The 16,693-nt window shown below is 70.0% G+C and carries 17 protein-coding genes; 8 read left to right on the forward strand and 9 right to left on the reverse strand.

The features are described from left to right. The first annotated feature begins 1 nt into the window (after position 1). From ACWDY5_RS30495 to opcA, 3 genes are read left to right on the forward strand one after another with little or no spacing between them, the layout of a single operon-like run. Complete coding sequence (locus ACWDY5_RS30495) at positions 2 to 1,615, forward strand: glucose-6-phosphate isomerase (protein ID WP_449725592.1); 1,614 nt, start codon at positions 2 to 4, stop codon at positions 1,613 to 1,615. After that, complete coding sequence (zwf, locus tag ACWDY5_RS30500; RefSeq protein WP_252481683.1) at positions 1,612 to 3,141, forward strand: glucose-6-phosphate dehydrogenase; 1,530 nt, start codon at positions 1,612 to 1,614, stop codon at positions 3,139 to 3,141. The genes ACWDY5_RS30495 and zwf overlap by 4 nt, the downstream gene beginning before the upstream one ends. Further along, positions 3,138 to 4,271: a glucose-6-phosphate dehydrogenase assembly protein OpcA gene (gene opcA / locus ACWDY5_RS30505; protein WP_449725593.1), complete on the forward strand. Its 1,134-nt coding sequence runs from the start codon at positions 3,138 to 3,140 to the stop codon at positions 4,269 to 4,271. The genes zwf and opcA overlap by 4 nt, the downstream gene beginning before the upstream one ends. 73 nt (positions 4,272 to 4,344) lie before the next feature. On the opposite strand, the gene ACWDY5_RS30510 is transcribed toward opcA, so the two are convergent. The 3 genes from ACWDY5_RS30510 to ACWDY5_RS30520 form a co-directional block, all read right to left on the reverse strand. Next, positions 4,345 to 5,901 carry an MDR family MFS transporter gene (locus ACWDY5_RS30510; RefSeq protein ID WP_449725594.1) on the reverse strand — a complete coding sequence of 519 codons (1,557 nt, stop codon included), beginning with the start codon at positions 5,899 to 5,901 and terminating at the stop codon, positions 4,345 to 4,347. Positions 5,902 to 5,932: 31 nt separating this feature from the next. Then, positions 5,933 to 6,568, reverse strand: coding sequence for a TetR family transcriptional regulator (locus tag ACWDY5_RS30515; protein WP_449725595.1), 636 nt, complete (start codon positions 6,566 to 6,568; stop codon positions 5,933 to 5,935). Between the two features lie 108 nt (positions 6,569 to 6,676). Continuing rightward, complete coding sequence (locus tag ACWDY5_RS30520; RefSeq protein ID WP_449725596.1) at positions 6,677 to 7,645, reverse strand: quinone oxidoreductase family protein; 969 nt, start codon at positions 7,643 to 7,645, stop codon at positions 6,677 to 6,679. Between the two features lie 109 nt (positions 7,646 to 7,754). On the opposite strand from ACWDY5_RS30520, the gene ACWDY5_RS30525 reads away from it, so the two are divergent. After that, on the forward strand, positions 7,755 to 8,048 hold the full coding sequence (locus ACWDY5_RS30525) for a hypothetical protein (protein ID WP_252481688.1): 294 nt from the start codon (positions 7,755 to 7,757) through the stop codon (positions 8,046 to 8,048). A 108-nt stretch (positions 8,049 to 8,156) separates the two neighbouring features. Next, positions 8,157 to 8,636: a MarR family transcriptional regulator gene (locus tag ACWDY5_RS30530; protein WP_283664834.1), complete on the forward strand. Its 480-nt coding sequence runs from the start codon at positions 8,157 to 8,159 to the stop codon at positions 8,634 to 8,636. A 184-nt stretch (positions 8,637 to 8,820) separates the two neighbouring features. On the opposite strand, the gene ACWDY5_RS30535 is transcribed toward ACWDY5_RS30530, so the two are convergent. From ACWDY5_RS30535 to ACWDY5_RS30555, 5 genes are all read right to left on the reverse strand, one after another. Beyond that, positions 8,821 to 9,714, reverse strand: coding sequence for a COX15/CtaA family protein (locus ACWDY5_RS30535; protein ID WP_449725597.1), 894 nt, complete (start codon positions 9,712 to 9,714; stop codon positions 8,821 to 8,823). A gap of 296 nt (positions 9,715 to 10,010) precedes the next feature. Then, positions 10,011 to 10,850: a DUF4037 domain-containing protein gene (locus ACWDY5_RS30540; protein WP_449725598.1), complete on the reverse strand. Its 840-nt coding sequence runs from the start codon at positions 10,848 to 10,850 to the stop codon at positions 10,011 to 10,013. After that, positions 10,826 to 11,167 (reverse strand): hypothetical protein, encoded by a 342-nt coding sequence (locus tag ACWDY5_RS30545; protein WP_449725599.1) that lies wholly within the window; start codon positions 11,165 to 11,167, stop codon positions 10,826 to 10,828. The genes ACWDY5_RS30540 and ACWDY5_RS30545 overlap by 25 nt, the downstream gene beginning before the upstream one ends. A 248-nt stretch (positions 11,168 to 11,415) precedes the next feature. Beyond that, the gene (locus ACWDY5_RS30550) at positions 11,416 to 11,865 is read right to left on the reverse strand and encodes a hypothetical protein (protein WP_449725600.1); all 450 of its coding nucleotides are present in this window, start codon (positions 11,863 to 11,865) and stop codon (positions 11,416 to 11,418) included. A gap of 766 nt (positions 11,866 to 12,631) precedes the next feature. Beyond that, positions 12,632 to 13,429 (reverse strand): SDR family NAD(P)-dependent oxidoreductase, encoded by a 798-nt coding sequence (locus ACWDY5_RS30555; RefSeq protein WP_449725601.1) that lies wholly within the window; start codon positions 13,427 to 13,429, stop codon positions 12,632 to 12,634. Between the two features lie 93 nt (positions 13,430 to 13,522). On the opposite strand from ACWDY5_RS30555, the gene ACWDY5_RS30560 reads away from it, so the two are divergent. Both ACWDY5_RS30560 and ACWDY5_RS30565 read left to right on the forward strand, forming a co-directional pair. After that, positions 13,523 to 14,095: a TetR/AcrR family transcriptional regulator gene (locus tag ACWDY5_RS30560; protein ID WP_449725602.1), complete on the forward strand. Its 573-nt coding sequence runs from the start codon at positions 13,523 to 13,525 to the stop codon at positions 14,093 to 14,095. Between the two features lie 68 nt (positions 14,096 to 14,163). Beyond that, positions 14,164 to 15,222: an SDR family oxidoreductase gene (locus ACWDY5_RS30565; protein WP_449725603.1), complete on the forward strand. Its 1,059-nt coding sequence runs from the start codon at positions 14,164 to 14,166 to the stop codon at positions 15,220 to 15,222. On the opposite strand, the gene ACWDY5_RS30570 is transcribed toward ACWDY5_RS30565, so the two are convergent. Further along, a complete protein-coding gene (locus ACWDY5_RS30570) occupies positions 15,212 to 15,997 on the reverse strand; it encodes an AraC family transcriptional regulator (RefSeq protein ID WP_449725604.1) in 786 nt (261 codons plus the stop codon). The two genes, ACWDY5_RS30565 and ACWDY5_RS30570, sit on opposite strands and share 11 nt — an antisense overlap. A 55-nt stretch (positions 15,998 to 16,052) precedes the next feature. Here ACWDY5_RS30570 and ACWDY5_RS30575 point away from each other — a divergent pair, with 55 nt between their 5' ends. Then, complete coding sequence (locus ACWDY5_RS30575; RefSeq protein WP_449725605.1) at positions 16,053 to 16,628, forward strand: class I SAM-dependent methyltransferase; 576 nt, start codon at positions 16,053 to 16,055, stop codon at positions 16,626 to 16,628. Positions 16,629 to 16,693 lie beyond the last annotated feature (65 nt).

A 16,693-nucleotide genomic window follows, 5' to 3' on the forward strand; every position in this document is an offset into this window, starting at 1 on the left:
GATGACCGAGCAGATCTCGGTTGAGATCGTCCACAGTGGACTGAACGCCGAAGCGGAACCGCTGGCGGCGCAGCTCGCGGAGGAACAGGTCGCGAGCAAGCTCACCGCACAGGACGCCACCCTCTGGGGTGCCGAGGCCGAGTCCGAGGCATCCATCCGGCTGTCCTGGACCACGCTGCACGAGAGCTCCCGGCCGCTGGTCGCCGAGATCCTCCAGCTGCGCGAGGAGCTGCACGCCGACGGCGTGGACCGGGTGGTGCTGGCCGGCATGGGCGGCTCCTCGCTGGCCCCGGAGGTGATCTGCGAGACCGCCGGAGTGCGGCTGGTCGTGCTGGACACCACCGACCCCGGCCAGGTGGCCGACGCGCTGGCCGGTGACCTGTCCCGCACGGTGATCGTGGTCTCCTCCAAGTCCGGCGGGACCGTGGAGACCGACAGCCACCGGCGGATCTTCGCCAAGGCCTTCGCCGACAACGGCATCGACGCGGCCAGCCGGATCGTCGTGGTCACCGACCCCGGCTCCCCGTTCGAGAAGCTCTCCGCCGAGGCGGGCTACCGCAAGGTGTTCCTGGCCGATCCGAACGTGGGCGGCCGCTACTCCGCGCTGACCGCGTTCGGGCTGGTCCCGGCCGGTCTGGCCGGGGCGAACATCGCCGGGCTGCTGGACGAGGCGGCCGCGGCGGCGGCCGTGCTGTCCCAGGACCGCGCGGACAACCCGGCGCTGCGCCTGGCCGCGGCCTTCGGCGCGGCGCACGCCCGCGGCGCGGAGAAGGTGGTGCTCACCGACACCGACTCCGGCATCAAGGGCTTCGGCGACTGGGCCGAGCAGCTCGTGGCGGAGTCCACCGGCAAGAACGGCACCGGCCTGCTGCCGGTGGCGGTGGAGAACCCGGGCGCGCCCGGCTTCGCCGACGCCGGCGAGGACGCCACCACCGTGGGCATCGCCCCCGGCACCCCGGGCGCCCAGATCACCACCTCGGGTCCGCTCGGCGGGCTGTTCCTGTTGTGGGAGTACGCCACCGCGGTGGCCGGGCGGCTGCTCGGCATCAACCCGTTCGACCAGCCCGACGTGGAAGCGGCGAAGAAGGCGGCCCGCGCGCTGCTGGACGCGCCGACCGCCGAAGCGGCTGCTCCGTCCTTTGTGGACGGTCCGGTCGAGGTGCACGCCAGCGGTGACTTCCTCGGCGGGGCGAGCACGGTGGCCGAGGCGCTGCGCGCGCTCAAGGCCGTGCTGCCCGAGCACGGCTACCTGTCGGTGCAGGCCTACCTGGACCGCCTGGACGACGCCTCCGCCGCGGTGCTGCGGCCCCTGCTGGCCAAGCGCTTCGGCGTGCAGACCACCTTCGGCTGGGGCCCCCGGTTCCTGCACTCCACCGGCCAGTACCACAAGGGCGGGCACCAGAACGGCGTCTTCCTCCAGCTGACCGGCGCGAACGAGCAGGACCTGGAAGTACCGGAGCGCCCGTACACCCTCAGCGTGCTCCAGCTGGCGCAGGCCAAGGGCGACGGCTCGGTGCTCGCCGAGCACGGCCGCCCGGTGCTGCGCCTGCACCTGACCGACCGCGCGGCCGGTCTGGCGCACGTGGTCAAGGCCGTTCAGGAGGTCGGTGAGTGAGCCGTCAGTGGCAGAACCCCTTGCGGGACCCGCGGGACAAGCGGCTACCCCGGATCGCCGGGCCCTGCGGCCTGGTGATCTTCGGCGTGACCGGTGACCTGTCCCGCAAGAAGCTCATGCCCGCCATCTACGACCTGGCCAACCGCGGCCTGCTGCCGCCGGGCTTCGCGCTCACCGGCTTCGCCCGCCGCGAGTGGGAGAACCAGGACTTCGAGCAAGTCGTCTACGAGGCGGTCAAGCAGCACGCGCGGACCCCGTTCCGCCAGTCGGTGTGGGACTCCCTGGCCGAGGGCTGCCGGTTCGTGCAGGGCACCTTCGACGACGACGACGCCTTCGACCGGCTCGCCGCCACCATCAAGGAGCTCGACGAGCAGCGGGGGACCGGCGGCAACCACGCCTTCTACCTGTCCATCCCGCCCGGCGCGTTCCCCACCGTGTGCAAGCAGCTGGCCCGCTCCGGCCTGTCCGAGCAGGCCCCGGACCAGTGGCGCCGGGTCGTGATCGAGAAGCCGTTCGGCCACGACCTGGCCAGCGCGCGCGAGCTGAACCGGATCGTCAACGAGGTCTTCCCCGAGGAGTCGGTGTTCCGCATCGACCACTACCTCGGCAAGGAGACCGTGCAGAACATCATGGCGCTGCGGTTCGCCAACCAGCTGTTCGAGCCGATCTGGAACGCCAACTACGTCGACCACGTGCAGATCACCATGGCCGAGGACATCGGCCTCGGTGGTCGCGCCGGGTACTACGACGGCATCGGCGCCGCCCGTGATGTGATCCAGAACCACCTGCTGCAGCTGCTCGCGCTGACCGCGATGGAGGAGCCCAGCTCCTTCGCGCCCAAGGACCTGCGCGCGGAGAAGGCCAAGGTCCTCGCGGCCACCGCGCCCATGGAGCCGCTGGCCGAGACCACCGCGCGCGGACAGTACGTGGGCGGCTGGCAGGGTGGGCAGAAGGTGCCCGGCCTGCTGGAGGAGGGCGGCTTCGCCAAGGACTCGATCACCGAGACCTACGCGGCGATGACCGTGGAGGTCAAGAACCGCCGCTGGGCCGGGGTGCCGTGGTACCTGCGCACCGGCAAGCGCCTCGGCCGCAGGGTCACCGAGATCGCGGTGGTGTTCAAGCGCGCCCCGCACCTGCCGTTCGACTCCACCTCCACCGAGGAGCTGGGGCAGAACGCGCTGGTCATCCGGGTCCAGCCGGATGAGGGCATCACCATGCGGTTCGGCTCCAAGGTGCCCGGCACCTCGATGCAGATCCGCGACGTGACCATGGACTTCGGCTACGGCCACGCCTTCACCGAGTCCAGCCCCGAGGCCTACGAGCGGCTGCTGCTGGACGTGCTGCTCGGCGAGCCGTCGCTGTTCCCGGTCAACGACGAGGTGGAGACCTCGTGGGAGATCCTGGAGCCGGTGCTCAAGTTCTGGGAGCGCGACGGCAAACCAGAGCCGTACGCCGCGGGCACCTGGGGCCCGGACTCCGCCGAGGAGATGATGGCCCGCACCGGACGTCACTGGAGGCGACCGTGATCATCGACCTGCCCTCCACCACCACCTCGGCGGTCAACAAGAAGCTGGTCGACCTGCGCGAGCAGGGCGGCGCGGTGGCACTGGGCCGGGTGCTCACCCTGGTCATCGTCACCGACGACGGCGAGCGCACCGAGGAGGCCATCGACGCGGCCAACGATGCCAGCCGCGAACACCCCTGCCGGGTGATCGTGCTGGCCAGGGGCGCGCGCAAGGCCGCGCCCCGGCTGGACGCGCAGATCAGGGTCGGCGGCGACGCCGGGGCCAGCGAGGTCATCGTGCTGCGCCTGTACGGCCCGCTGGCCGAGGAAGGAGCCAGCTGCACCATCCCGCTGCTCCTGCCCGACGCCCCGGTGGTCGCCTGGTGGCCCTTCGCCGCTCCCGCGGTCCCGTCCCAGGACCCGATCGGCAAGCTCGCCCAGCGCCGGATCACCGACGCCGCCGCCGAGCGCAACCCGATCAAGGCCCTGGAACAGCGGCGCAAGGCGCACGTGGCCGGTGACACCGACCTGGCCTGGACCCGGCTGACCAGCTGGCGGGCCGTGCTCGCCGCGGCACTGGACCTGCCGCCGTACGAGAAGGTCACCGCGGCCGTGGTGACCGGCGCGGGCGACTCGCCGTCCACCGAGCTGCTGGCCGCCTGGCTGGCCGCCAGCCTGAAGATCCCGGTCGAGCGGGCCAAGTCCACCGACGGCCAGGGCATCTGCTCGGTGGAGCTGGAACGCCGCTCGGGCAAGGTGGAGCTGGTCCGGCCGGACGGCAAGGTCGGCCTGCTCACCCAGGCCGGACAGCCGGAACGCCGGGTGGCGCTGCAACGCCGCGAGGTCCGCGACTGCCTGGCCGAGGAGCTGCGCAGGCTGGACCCGGACGAGATCTACGAGCACACGCTCAAGGGCCTGGCCAGGGTCGTCAAGCCCACGGCCAAGCGCGCGGCCAAGCCCGCCGCCAAGGCCGAGGCCAAGCCGGTCGCGAAGGTGGAGGCCAAGCCCGAGGCCGCCACCGCCAAGCCCGAGCCGAAGCCCGCGGGCAAGGCGGACCCGAAGGCCAACGGCAAGGCCGAGACCAAGGCCGAGCCGAAGCCGGCGGCCAAGGCCCCGGCCAAGCCGAAGCGCGCGAAGAAGGCCGAAGCCTGATCCCGTTGTCCTGACACGACTGTGGCGTTCCCGCCCCGAGCGGGAACGCCACAGTCGTCTTCGCGTCTTCGGCTCAGTCCGCGGTCTCGGCGGCCAGCCGGTCCATCCCGCTCTGCGTCTTCAACGGGATCGGCTTGAGGAAGGCCACCGCCACGACCACCAGTACCGCGATCGGCGCGGAGATCAGGAACAGCTCCCCGGTGGCCGACCCGTAGGTCTCCTGCACCACCGCCTTCACCGGCTCGGGCAGCAGCGCCAGGTTCGGCACCCCTTCGCCACCGCCCGGCAGCGCCGCGCCCGCGCCCAGCTTCGCCGACAGCGTGCTGCCCACGTTGCTGGCCAGCACCGCGCCCAGCGCGCTCACCCCGATGGTGCCGCCCAGGCTGCGGAAGAAGGAGAGCACCGAGGTCGCCGTGCCCAGGTCCTTGGCAGGCACGTCGTTCTGCGCGGCCAGCACCAGGTTCTGCATCAGCATGCCCACGCCGACCCCGAGCAGCACCATGTACGTGCCGAGCAGCACCAGGCTGGTGTGCGCGTCGATGGTGCCCAGCAGCGCCAGCCCCGCGGTCATCAGCGACGCGCCCGCGACCAGGAAGTGCTTCCACCGCCCGGTCCTGCTGATCAGCTGCCCGGCGATGGTGGAGGAGACCAGCATGCCCACGATCATCGGCAGGCTGAGCAGCCCGGCCACCGTCGGCGAGTGCCCCAGCGCGAGCTGGAAGTACTGCGAGAGGAACACGGTGCCGCCGAACATGGCCACGCCGACCAGGAAGCTGGCCACCGTGGCCAGCGTGACGGTGCGGTTGCGGAAGATGGTCAGCGGCACGATCGGCTCGGCCACCCGCGACTCCACGAACACCGCGAGGGCCAGGATCAGCAGGCCGCCGCCGAGCAGGCCCAGCGTGGCGGTGGACATCCACTCGAACTGCTTGCCCACCAGCGAGGACCACACCAGGGTCAGCGAGACGCCCGCGGTGATCAGGAACGCGCCCAGGTAGTCGATCTTGACCTCGCGGCGGACCACGGGCAGGTTCAGCGTGCGCTGCAACAGGATGATCGCGGCCACCGCCAGCGGCACGCCGAGGAAGAAGCACCAGCGCCAGCCCAGCCAGGAGGTGTCCACCAGCACGCCGCCGATCAGCGGACCGGCCACCGTGCCCACCATGAACACCGCGCCGAACACCCCGGAGTAGCGGCCCAGCTCCCTCGGCGAGAGGATCGCGGCCATGATCACCTGCGCCAGCGCGGTGAGCCCGCCGGCGCCGACGCCCTGCGCGATCCGGCTGATGATCAGCACGTCCATGCTGGTGGCGAACCCGGCCACCAGCGAGCCGATGACGAACAGGCCCAGTGAGAGCTGGATCAGCAGCTTCTTGCTGTAGAGGTCGGAGAGCTTGCCCCACAACGGAACCGTGGCGGTCATCGCCAGCAGCTCGGTGGTCACCACCCAGGTGTAGCTGGCCTGGGAGCCGCCCAGTTCGGAGATGATCCGGGGTAACGCGTTGGCCACCACGGTCGAGGCCAGGATGGCGACGAACATGCCCATCATCAGGCCGGAGAGCGCTTGCAGCACCGCACTCCGGTTCGTCGCCGCGGTCGCCGGCTCCGGCGCCGCCGCGGTCACAGTCATTGGTTTGTCCTTAGGTGCAAAGGGAAATCGGTCAGCCGCGCGGCGTCGCGTCGGCAGGCAGGGGGAGACCGTGCGCCAGCGCGGCGCAGGCGGTGTCGACGAGCTCGACCAGCGGCTCGGCGCCGTCCACCCGGTACCAGCGGCGCAGCGCGGAGCGCATCGCGCCACCGGCGGTGTAGAACAGCAGCGCCGGGTACAGGGACTCCGCGGACAGGCCGCACCAGCGCGCGATCCCCTCGATCAGCCGCAGCTGGTCGTCGGACTCCAGCGCGGCGCTGCGGGCCAGCAGCTGCGGGTAGCGGGTGCACACGGTCATCCGCAGCAGCCACTCGTCCCGGTCGGCGTCGATCCGCTCCAGGTCCGGCCGCCAGGAGCGCACCAGCCCGAGCAGCGGTCCGGATTCGGGGGAGTGTTCCCGCAGCCGCTCCAGGCCGCGCTCGACCCGGCTCGTGTGGTCGGGGTAGGGCGTGGTGACGGCGTCTTCCTTGGTGCCGAAGTAGTTGAAGAAGGTGCGCGAGGAGACGCCGACCGCCCCGGCGATGTCCTCCACCGTCACCTGGTCCAGCCCGCGCGCGGCGATGAGCTCCAGCGCGGTCAGCGCCAGTGCCCGGTGGGTCTCCTGCCGCTTGCGCTCCCGCAGCCCCAGCGGTCGGTCGGTGCTCGTCACAACAACCAAGAAACCAGAAAACTTCACAACGTGCAAAGTTTCAGACTGTGAAGCAGACGACAGCGCCCCCCGGCCCATACGGACCAGGGGGCGCCGGAGAGGCCGCGATCAGCCCAGGAGCAGCACCTTCCCGGTGGTGCGCCGCCCCTCCAGGTCCTCGTGCGCCTGCCGCGCCTCGCCCAAGGCGTAACGCGCGCCGATCCGGATGTTCAGCGAGCCGTCGGCCACCCCGGTGAGCACCTCGGAGGCCCGCCACACCAGCTCCTCGCGGTTGGCGGTGTAGTGGCCGAGGCTGGGCCGGGTGACGAACACCGACCCGGCCTGGTTGAGCCGCTGCAGGTCCACCGGCGGCACCTGCCCGCTGGCCGCGCCGTAGAGCGCGAGCACCCCGCGCGGCCGCAGGCTGGCCAGGCTCGCGTCGAAGGTCGAGGCCCCCACCCCGTCGTAGACCACGGCCACCCCACGCCCGCCGGTCAGCGCGCGGGCCTGCTCGGCCACGTCGGCCTCGGTGTAGCGGATGATCTCGTCCGCCCCCGCCTCGCGGGCGAGTTTTTCCTTCTCCGCGGTGGACACGGTGCCGATCACCCGCCCGCCCTTGGCCTTGACGAACTGGGTGAGCAGCAGTCCCATGCCACCCGCGGCCGCGTGCACCAGCACGTCGTCCCCGGCCTGCACCGGGTAGGTGGAGGTGGTCAGGTAGTGCGCGGTCATGCCCTGCAACATCGACCCGGCGGCCACCACCAGGTCGACCCCGTCCGGCACCGGCACCACCGCCGAGGCGGGCACCGCGACCAGTTCGGCATAGGACCCGATCGCCGAGCCCCAGGCCACCCGCGCCCCCACGGAATGCTCGGTGACCCCGTCGCCGACCGCGACCACCTCGCCCGCGCCCTCCAGCCCGGGGGTGAACGGCAGCGGCACGGGGTAGACGCCGGTGCGGTGGTAGGTGTCGATGTAGTTGACCCCGCTGGCGGCCACCCGGACCAGCAGCTCCCCAGGCCCGGCGACCGGATCGGCCACCTCGGCCGCCACCAGCACCTCGGGTCCACCGTATGCCTGTACCTGCACCGCTCGCATGAACCGCACCTCTCACCTGATCTTCGCCGGTCACTGTTGCCAACAGAACCGGTCACGGACGTGTTCCCGCACGCCGAACTTGGCCGCCCCAGCGGCTAGAGTGACCCGGGTGAGTGAGCCTTCGAAGGCCGCGGTCGCCGCCGCCACCGCGTTTGTCGCTGCCCACGGGAAGTCCGCCCGCGCCGTTGTGGAGAACATCGGCCGAGCCGGCGTCCGCGTAGTCCTGGTCGGAGACGACGGAGCCCTGGGCGACGTGATCGTCCCCGACGTCGCCACCGGCGAAGCCCTGGTCGCCAAGGTCGAAGGCCTCGACGGCAAGGAATGGGACCGCGAGACCATCGCCGCCACCAAGATCGGCCCCGCCCACCGCCGGAAGATGGCAGGCCCCCGAGCCCGCGGCTGACCCGCGTCCCGCCCCGCCCAACACTCCCACGATCACTTCCGCACACCCAGGCATCTCCATTGCTACCATCACTTCAGTTCCAACTGAAGAAAATGGGGAGGTCCCACGGTGTCCGACATCAGCCGCACTGGTGGTCGCCAACCGTCCGACTGGATCGAAACGTTCGCGGCCAAGTTCGAAGCCCAGGAGGGCATGCCCCTCATCGCCGGCCGAATCCTGGGCTTTCTGCTTATTTGCGACCCCCCAGAACGCACCGCCGCGGAACTCTCCGCCGCCCTGTCCGCCAGCAGCGGTTCGGTCAGCACCAACGTCCGCCTGCTGATGGCCCGCGGCCTGGTGAGCAAAACGACTCGCCGAGGCCGCGAAGCCGCCGTCTACCAGGTCCGCGCCGAAGCCTGGGCCGAGGTCATGCTCCAGCGCCTGGAAGCCATCGCCGCGGTCAACGAACTGACCCACGAAGGCCTCCGCCTGCTCAGCGGCCAGGGCGACCGGGCGCAACGCCTGCGCACCGTCGACGCCTACTACCGCTGGCTGGCCACCGAAGTAGCCGAACTCCCAGCCAAGTGGTCCGCCGCCAAACCCCGCTAACCTCTCGCCGGTCGCCTCGCCTGCCCGGGGCTTGCCCGCCTGCCGGCCGTTCGCCCGCCTGCCTGGGGGCTTGCCTGCCGGCCGTTCGCCCGCCTGCCTGGCCGCTTGCCCGCTTGCCCGGCCGTTCGCCCAGCCTGCCCGGCCGCTTGCTCGCCGGGAAGGCCACCTGCCTCTGCCCCGACGGTCAGCCCTGCCGCGCGTCCTCCGCGACCAGCTCCGGCCGCCCGGCCGCCACGCCCCGATCCCCGGTCGCCGCCCACACATTGCCCATGGCCAGCGTCACCAACGCCGCCCCCAGCACGTGCAGCGACACCAACGCCTCCGGCACCCCGGTGAGGTACTGCACCATCCCGATCGACCCCTGCGCGAGCACGGTCACGATCAACCACGCGTAGGCCCGCCACACCCCACGAGGCGCACCCACCGCCCGCAACGCGAACCCAAAGGCGATCAACAACCCCAGGTACAGGAACAACAGGTCGGCATGCGCCTGCGCCAACCCCGACACCGAGACGTTCAACCGAGCGGTCTCCGCGTCCCCAGCGTGCGGCCCCGCCCCGGTCACCATGGTGCCCACCACCAGCACACCACCGAGCACCACGGTGCTCACCACCAGTAGCTGGCGCAACGCCGCGGGCACCAGGGGCCGCACCGCGTCATCGCTCTCGAACTGCGCCCGCACCAGCAATACGGCCAGCCACACCAACACCATCGACACCAGGAAGTGCCCGGCCACGGTCCACCAGACCAGCCCCGCCAGAACGGTGATACCGCCGATAACCCCCTGGCTGATGGTCACCAGCAGCGTTGCCGCCGCCAGTCGCGTCAGCCGCTGCCGCCGAGGCCGGTGCAACCAGACCAGCACGAAGCAGAGCAGCGCGACCAGCCCTACGACTCCGCTGAGCAGCCGGTTCCCGAACTCGATCCACTGGTGGAACCAGGCGAACTCCGGATGCTCAATCGGCACCAGACTCCCCGGAAAACAGTTGGGCCAAGTAGGACACCCCAACCCAGACCCGGTAACCCGAACCACCGACCCGGTGACTGCGATGACCACCTGCAAGACCAGGTTCGTCACCAGAAAACCCCTGGTCAAACCCCAAGAAGGCCCCGGCTTCCCCTGATCTCCAGCCGCATCTCCAGCCCCGGCCCCGGTCCCAGCCCCGGTCCCAGCCTTGGCCCCGGTCCCAGCCCCGGTCCCAGCCTTGGCCCCGGTCCCAGCCTTGGTGCGCGTCACACCTGTGGCTGACCCCGCGTCCTTCGACGGCGCGGCAGCCCTCGATGGGCTGGCGTCAGAGTTGGCTGGCGGCTCGGCGTCAATGGGAGGCACGGCACCCGATGGTAGGCCGCCCCACTCCACTACCTGTCGCCGGGCTACGTAATAGCGCTCCACCCCACCCGCCGGCCAAGTCCCCGGTCAGTGAGCAACGCCGTGCTGTCCGCCCACTGGTCGACGGCCCCCGGCCCCCGCAACTCCGGATCCGTCACGGTGGCCAGCAATGCCGCGCTGAACCGATCCGCCCGCAACACCCGGAACGGCCGCGAGTGATACCCCCGCACAGCCGGATCAACCACCGCGGTCAACCCCAGCCCATTGTGTTCCCCCGCAACAACCTCATAGGCCAGAACCAGTCCCGCCTCCCGCTCCCGCCAGTCCCGCGCCGCAAGCACCTCCCGGAACACCGGCGCCAACTCCGCCGCAACCGGCAGCCGCCCAAACGCACTCCCCAACCACTTGCCATAGGGCGGATACCGCCGCGCCATCAACAGGCACAGCCGCATCAGGTCCCGAACCACCCGCGCCGCGACCACCGCGGACCCAATGTCATCCCCAACCTCCCCGCACCGCCCGACAAACGCCTCCTCCTCAGCCACCCGCCCCCACTGCCGCGCCAACACGAACCGCCACACCTCCGCCGGGTACCACAACAACCGCTCCCGAGCCCGCCCCAAGTCCCCAACCCAAGCCACGTCCACGCTCCGACAATCCGAGCCCAGTCGGTCCGCGCGCTCGCCGCCCGCGCCGCCGTGCTCCGCGAGCCCGTCATGGAAGACCGCTCCGGCAGTGACCTCCGCCAGCGTCTGCGTAGGCGTGACAAGCCAATCCCCGGCCGAGACCGCCACCCGTGGATCAAACCCCAGCATCCGCCCGAACCAGTCACCAAGTCCGCTGACCTCAACGCGGTGGTTCACCGCCCCCTCGGTGAGCCGCATGACGCCAACGCCTGATCCCCGGTCGACTCGAAATGCGTCGGAAACCCCAGGAACTCCTTCGGCAACCGCTCAGCCAGCATCACCCGGATCGACTCGCCGAATCGCCGACCGTCCTGCGCGCCCAGGGACAACTGCAGCCGAGGCCCCCATTCGTGGTCCGAGGACCGCTCGGTGTCGAACCCGAGCACCTCCGACCCACTGCCGATCCGCGCCGCGGTGTGTGGCAGGTCCCCGAAGTGCCTGCGCAGCAACGGTTGGACCACCTCCCAGTAGTACCGCCGAGACAGCTCCAACCCGGGAACGAACGCGGAGTCCATGCCCGGCATCGTGCGCTGCCCCTCGGCGAGCAGCGACTGGATTTCCCCGCGCCGCGGCCGTCCTCTCCAGGACCATGCTCCCCGAGCCCCGAGCCCCGAGCCCCGAGCCCCGAGCCCCGAGCCCCGAGCCCCGACCCCCGAGCCGGGATGCAGCCCCCTCCAGTTACAGCCGCTCTCCGGGCGCATTCTCCTGTCCGGTGCGGCCGTTCCGGCGACTGCTCCGGCCCTGGCGATCAGACGCCCGACGTTCAGCGCCGCCGGAACCAGGCGTTGGCCCCGGGCGCGAACATCAACGCCAATGCCCCGAGCACTGCCACGATGTGCAGCGCCCGAACCGCGGCGAACACCAGGAATCCAGCATCGGCGCCCGTGAAGGCGGCGATCGGATCGTTGCCCTCGGCCAGCCACGAGATCGGCTCGACTACCAGGGACAGCATTCCCAGCACGCCCAGCAGCAACGCCAGCGCGATCCGTGCCCACCCTCGCCCTCGGTGCAGGGCCAGGACGATCGGCACCAGGATCGCGGTGACCGCGATGCGGACTCCCACGGGCACAATGGCTTCGGTGAACGCGGGCTGGTGCTCGATCATGCCGAGCACGGTCTCGACCACGCCCGCGCCCACCGCGACGAACCACAACGCGGCCGATCGCCGCACGGCGACGGGCACAACCTGCGGGGCAACCAGTGTCTGCGTCATGCCAGGAACTCTGCTCCCGGACAACCGCCGAGTCAGGGGTTCCAGGCTCCGGACAGCAGGTAGGGAAAACTCCCGTAGATCAAGGTTGCTCACCTACTGGTGCTTGGGCGATGCACAGTACGCAGGGCATGCCCGCGCTCCGTGGTTCCACGGCGGTCGTTGGCGCGCGGTGCCCGCAGATCGCGGTCAGCTCGACCGGCGGCTGTCGTGGGTCAAGTCCACTGACGATGAAGGCATGCACCTGGCGGTCACGCCAGGAACGCCACCACGCCAGATCGTTCACGGTCACCACGGTCTTGCCTCCATCCGGTCGTCTCTGATGTGACGACTGGCCTAAGGCTCAATGACGTTGCCTCCTAAGGTTCTCTAGAGCCGTGGTCCGATTTCCTCGTCCTGACAACCTCGGGCAGGGCTGCCGTTCACCCATGGAGTTGCGCGGCACACCCGCTGGAGTTGTCGCCTGGGCGCCCAGGCCGTTCCACGACTTCGGTGTGCGTCGCGTTCTCCGGTCACACCACCTTTCTCGATCACGTAGTTGTCAGGGGCTTCGTAGGGTGGGGCGTCAGCGCCTGGTTTGCCGTGTGTCTCCGCCCGCTCGCCAGTCGCTCTCGTCGGCTGGGTGCGCCGCTGCGCGGGGAGGCCGCGGTGCGTGGACCGCGGAACCGCCTGTCTGTGGTCGAGTTGGTGGCGTGGTGCCGGCACGCCGACAGCTCGACGGTCTCGTTCCGGGTGCCTCCTTCGCGGTGATCTTCGTTGTCCCGATTGGTCAGATGCGGGTTCGGAGGTACGTGGTCAGCGCCTCCCAGCGGAGTGCCTCGGCGTGGTCGTCAGGGGTCACCTCCAGGGGCAAGCGCTTCTTCTTGGTGTATGCCGACAGGCGGCTCCTCGGTGGGCTGGCCAGCAGATCCAGGATTGGCGTGAGGGCCTGTTCCGGGGAGGGAGCTAATCGGAACAGGACCCGGATGATCGCGCGATGGACCGGGGAGAGGTCGCCGGAGAGGCTGCTCCGGACGAACAGCGGGTTGTACAGCACGTACTTCAGCCGGGGCTCGGCCTTGGTGAGCAAGAGCGCGGACAGCTCGTTGGCGCGGCGGCTCTGGTGGTTGGCCGCCCGCCAGCTGTAGTTGTTCGCCAGGCTGGGGTCCTGCCAGCGCATGGCCGTCTTGGGTGCTCCTGGGACCGAGGTGTTGATGATCATCGGGCGCGACGAAGCGCTCAGCTGCGGGAGCAGGGCGGTGGCCAGGACGTGGCGGCTGAGGGAGTAGAGGGCCAGGTTGTGTTCGACGCCCTCGGTGGTCAGTGTGCGGGAACGGACCACGTGGGCCGCGGCCAGGAACAGGGTGTCGATCCTCGGGTGCTCGCTGGCTATGTGGGCGGCGACTCGCTCCGCCTCCCGCTGCAGGCGCAGGTCGGCCTGGACGAAGTGCGCGCGAGTGGCCGCCAGCGTCTTGAACTTCTCGACATCCCGGCCGATCACCACGACCGTCTCACCTGCTCGGAGCAGGTGTTGGGCCAGTGCGCGGCCCAGGCCGTCGGTGCCGCCGGAGATCACTGTGGTGGCCATGGCGTCCTCTCGTTTGCAAGGGGAGCAGCTGCTCCGTATAGTCAACGTAGCAGAGGCGGAGCAGATGCTCCAGTTGGCGACTAGAGTGGAGGAATGAGTGCGGCGGACAATGCGGGAACCAAGCCACTACGGGCCGATGCTGCGCGGAACCGGGCTCAGATCCTCGATGCGGCCACGGAGGCGTTCCGGGAGCGCGGGCTGGAAGTGGATGTCCGGGAGATCGCCCGACTTGCTGATGTGGGCATGGGCACTCTCTATCGCCACTTCAGCACGAAGAAGTCGCTGGTCGAGGCGGCGCTGGAGGCGAAGATCGTGGAGTGGGAGCAGCGCGCCGCCGCTGCTCGGAACTCGACCGCGGCCTGGGACGGGCTTCGTACCCTTGTTGAGCACACGATCGAGTTGATGGCCGCCAACCGGGCATTCCTGGACGGCCTCACCGTGGCGGAGTCCGCGGTGGAGGCGTGTCAGGGGCACCTGAAGCAGTCACTGGGTGACCTGGTCGAACGTGCTCATGAGGAAGGGTCGTTGCGAGCCGATGTCAGTGCCGGAGACATCGGGCTGTTCGTCCTGTCCTTCGGGCCGATCGTGTTGGCCACCAAGGACTCCGAGTCTGACGCCTGGCGCAGACTGCTGGCGGTGCTGCTGGACGGCCTGCGCGCGGCATGAGTTCTTCTCATGACAAGCATGAGAACGAAGAGTTGGACTCATCGCTGAAGTGATCCGAAGATCTTCCTATGAGCACTGCGGGGAAGGTCGCGTTGGTCGTCGGCGCGAACGGCGTCATCGGCGGCAACCTGGTCGAGCACCTGCTCGAACTGGGGGATTGGGAGGTCATCGGGCTGTCCCGGCGGGGCGGCACTGATCGGGAACGGCTGCGGTATGTCGCGGTTGATCTGCTGGATCCGGTGGACACGCGAGAGAAGCTGGCCGAGTTCGATTCGGTGACGCACGTCTTCTACGCCGCCTACCAGGACCGTCCGAGCTGGGCGGAACTGGTGGCGCCGAACCTGGCGATGCTGGTCAACGTCGTCGAGGCGATCGAGCCGGTCGCGGCCGGACTCGAACACATCAGCCTCATGCAGGGCTACAAGGTCTACGGCGCGCACCTCGGGCCGTTCAAGACCCCGGCCCGCGAGGACGACGCCGGCCACATGCCGCCGGAGTTCAACGTGGACCAGCAGGACTTCCTGGTGCGGCGCCAGGTCGGCAAGAGCTGGACCTGGTCGGCGATGCGTCCGTCGGTGGTCGCCGGGTTCGGGCTCGGTAACCCGCTGAACCTGGCCATGGTGATCGCGGTGTACGCCTCGATCTCCAAGGAGCTCGGTCTGCCACTGCGATTCCCTGGCAAGCCGGGCGCCTATGACGCGCTGCTGGAGATGACCGACGCGGGGTTGCTGGCCGAGGCGACCGTGTGGGCGGCAACCGATCCGGCGTGCGCCAACCAGGCGTTCAATATCAACAACGGTGACTTGTTCCGGTGGAGCGAGCTGTGGCCGAAGATCGCCGAGTACTTCGAGCTGCCGGTTGCGCCACCATTGCAGATGTCGCTGGCCACGGTGATGGCCGACAAGGAACCGTTGTGGGACAAGATGACCGAGGTGCACGGACTGGCTGGACACAGCTACCGCGAGGTCTCCTCGTGGGCTTTCGGGGACTTCGTGTTCTCGTGGGACTACGACATGTTCGCCGATGGATCCAAGGCGCGGCGATTCGGGTTCCACCGATACGTGGAGACCGAGCGGATGTTCTTTGACATCTTCACAGAGATGCGCAAACGGCGGGTCATTCCCTGATCCGGCCGAAGTACTGGCCGGGCGGCAGGCCGACCGCGGCGCGGAAAGCGGCCACGAACGCGCTGGTGCTCTCGTAACCAACGCGTCTGGCCACTGTGGACACCGCGATTCCGTGTGCCAGCAACGGAAGCGCGGCCTGGATTCGCAGCTGGGTTCGCCACCGGCCGAACGGCAGGCCGGTCTCGGTGCGAAACAGGCGTGCCAGGGTTCGCTCGCTGGCGCCGACCTGGCGGCCCCACTCGCCCAGGGTGCGTGGGTCGGCCGGGTCGGCGGTCAGGGCGGTGCTGATCGCCCGGGTGCGTGGATCATGTGGGCTGGGCACCGCCAGGGTGGTCACCGGCAGCGGCTCCAGCAGGTCGAAGACCACCGCCTCGGCGCGGGCGCGTGCCTGCGGGGACAGGGTTTCCTGGCCCAGGTAGGGGATCAGCTCGCGCAGTAGCGGCGGGGCGGCGACCACGGTCGGCCGCGCCCAGGTCGCCGGCCAGTCCGGTGGGCAGGCGGCAGGGGCGAGGTAGAGGCTCCGCATTGTCGCGCTGCCGATCGCGGCGGTGCTGTGCCCGATGCCCGCGGGCAGCCAGAGCGCGCGGTTGGTCGGCAGCACCCACGTGCCGTCCGGCGTCGTCACGGCCAGGACTCCACTGGCGGCCCAGGCGAGCTGGTGCACCGGGTGCAGGTGCCAGTCGAAGCGGGTGCCCAGGGGCAGGTCGAAGCTGCCGACCAGCACCGCTCCCGAGGCGGGCACCAGCATGGGCGTGGCCTGTCTGGATGGCGACATCAGTTGGCAGGTTAGCCCGTAGCGGTCACCATGGGTGGTTCCTAGTGTCGGGAACATGCCGATGAACCGCTATCACCGCTGGTTGTGCCGCTCGGATCTGTGGGCTCGGGCGGTGGCCCGCGACCTGATCCCGTGGGCGCTGGACGGCGTCGATCTGGGCACGGATGTGCTGGAGATCGGCCCGGGTTACGGCGCGACGACGGTGGCACTGGCCGCGCGGGTGCCGAGGCTGACCGCGGTGGAGATCGATGTCGAGCTGGCGCGTGGGCTGCGAGCCCGGCTGGGTGACCAGGTGAACGTGCTGGAGGGTGACGGGGCGGCGATTCCGTTGCCGGACAACAGCTTCACCGGAGTCGGTAGTTTCACCATGCTGCACCACGTGCCGTCGGTGGCCTTGCAGGACAGGGTGTTCGCCGAGGCGTTCCGGGTGTTGCGGCCGGGTGGCACGTTCGCCGGGATGGACGGGGTGCCGAGTCTGGGGTTCCGGCTCATCCATCTGAACGACACCTACGTCCCGGTCAATCCGGACACGCTCGCGCCCCGGCTCCGGGCGGTGGGGTTCCGGGACATCTGGCTGACCGCGGTCCCTGGCCGGTCGTTCCGGTTCCGTGCCCGTAAACCCTTGACGTGACAGCGGCCTGACGTGGGTCCATGGCTGGGACGGCGGAGGCGCTGGTGGGCGCGGGCCTCGGGTAG

It is taken from the genome of Crossiella sp. NPDC003009 (assembly GCF_053591555.1).

What these genes read in the sequence shown, in the direction of transcription:
- ACWDY5_RS30495 (WP_449725592.1), top strand. Translation starts at nt 2, where the DNA reads ATGACCGAGCAGATCTCGGTTGAGATCGTCCACAGTGGACTGAACGCC.
- ACWDY5_RS30510 (WP_449725594.1), bottom strand. Translation starts at nt 5,901, where the DNA reads ATGACTGTGACCGCGGCGGCGCCGGAGCCGGCGACCGCGGCGACGAAC.
- ACWDY5_RS30520 (WP_449725596.1), bottom strand. Translation starts at nt 7,645, where the DNA reads ATGCGAGCGGTGCAGGTACAGGCATACGGTGGACCCGAGGTGCTGGTG.
- ACWDY5_RS30540 (WP_449725598.1), bottom strand. Translation starts at nt 10,850, where the DNA reads ATGCGGCTCACCGAGGGGGCGGTGAACCACCGCGTTGAGGTCAGCGGA.
- ACWDY5_RS30545 (WP_449725599.1), bottom strand. Translation starts at nt 11,167, where the DNA reads ATGGACTCCGCGTTCGTTCCCGGGTTGGAGCTGTCTCGGCGGTACTAC.
- ACWDY5_RS30550 (WP_449725600.1), bottom strand. Translation starts at nt 11,865, where the DNA reads ATGACGCAGACACTGGTTGCCCCGCAGGTTGTGCCCGTCGCCGTGCGG.
- ACWDY5_RS30555 (WP_449725601.1), bottom strand. Translation starts at nt 13,429, where the DNA reads ATGGCCACCACAGTGATCTCCGGCGGCACCGACGGCCTGGGCCGCGCA.
- ACWDY5_RS30560 (WP_449725602.1), top strand. Translation starts at nt 13,523, where the DNA reads ATGAGTGCGGCGGACAATGCGGGAACCAAGCCACTACGGGCCGATGCT.
- ACWDY5_RS30565 (WP_449725603.1), top strand. Translation starts at nt 14,164, where the DNA reads ATGAGCACTGCGGGGAAGGTCGCGTTGGTCGTCGGCGCGAACGGCGTC.
- ACWDY5_RS30570 (WP_449725604.1), bottom strand. Translation starts at nt 15,997, where the DNA reads ATGTCGCCATCCAGACAGGCCACGCCCATGCTGGTGCCCGCCTCGGGA.
- ACWDY5_RS30575 (WP_449725605.1), top strand. Translation starts at nt 16,053, where the DNA reads ATGCCGATGAACCGCTATCACCGCTGGTTGTGCCGCTCGGATCTGTGG.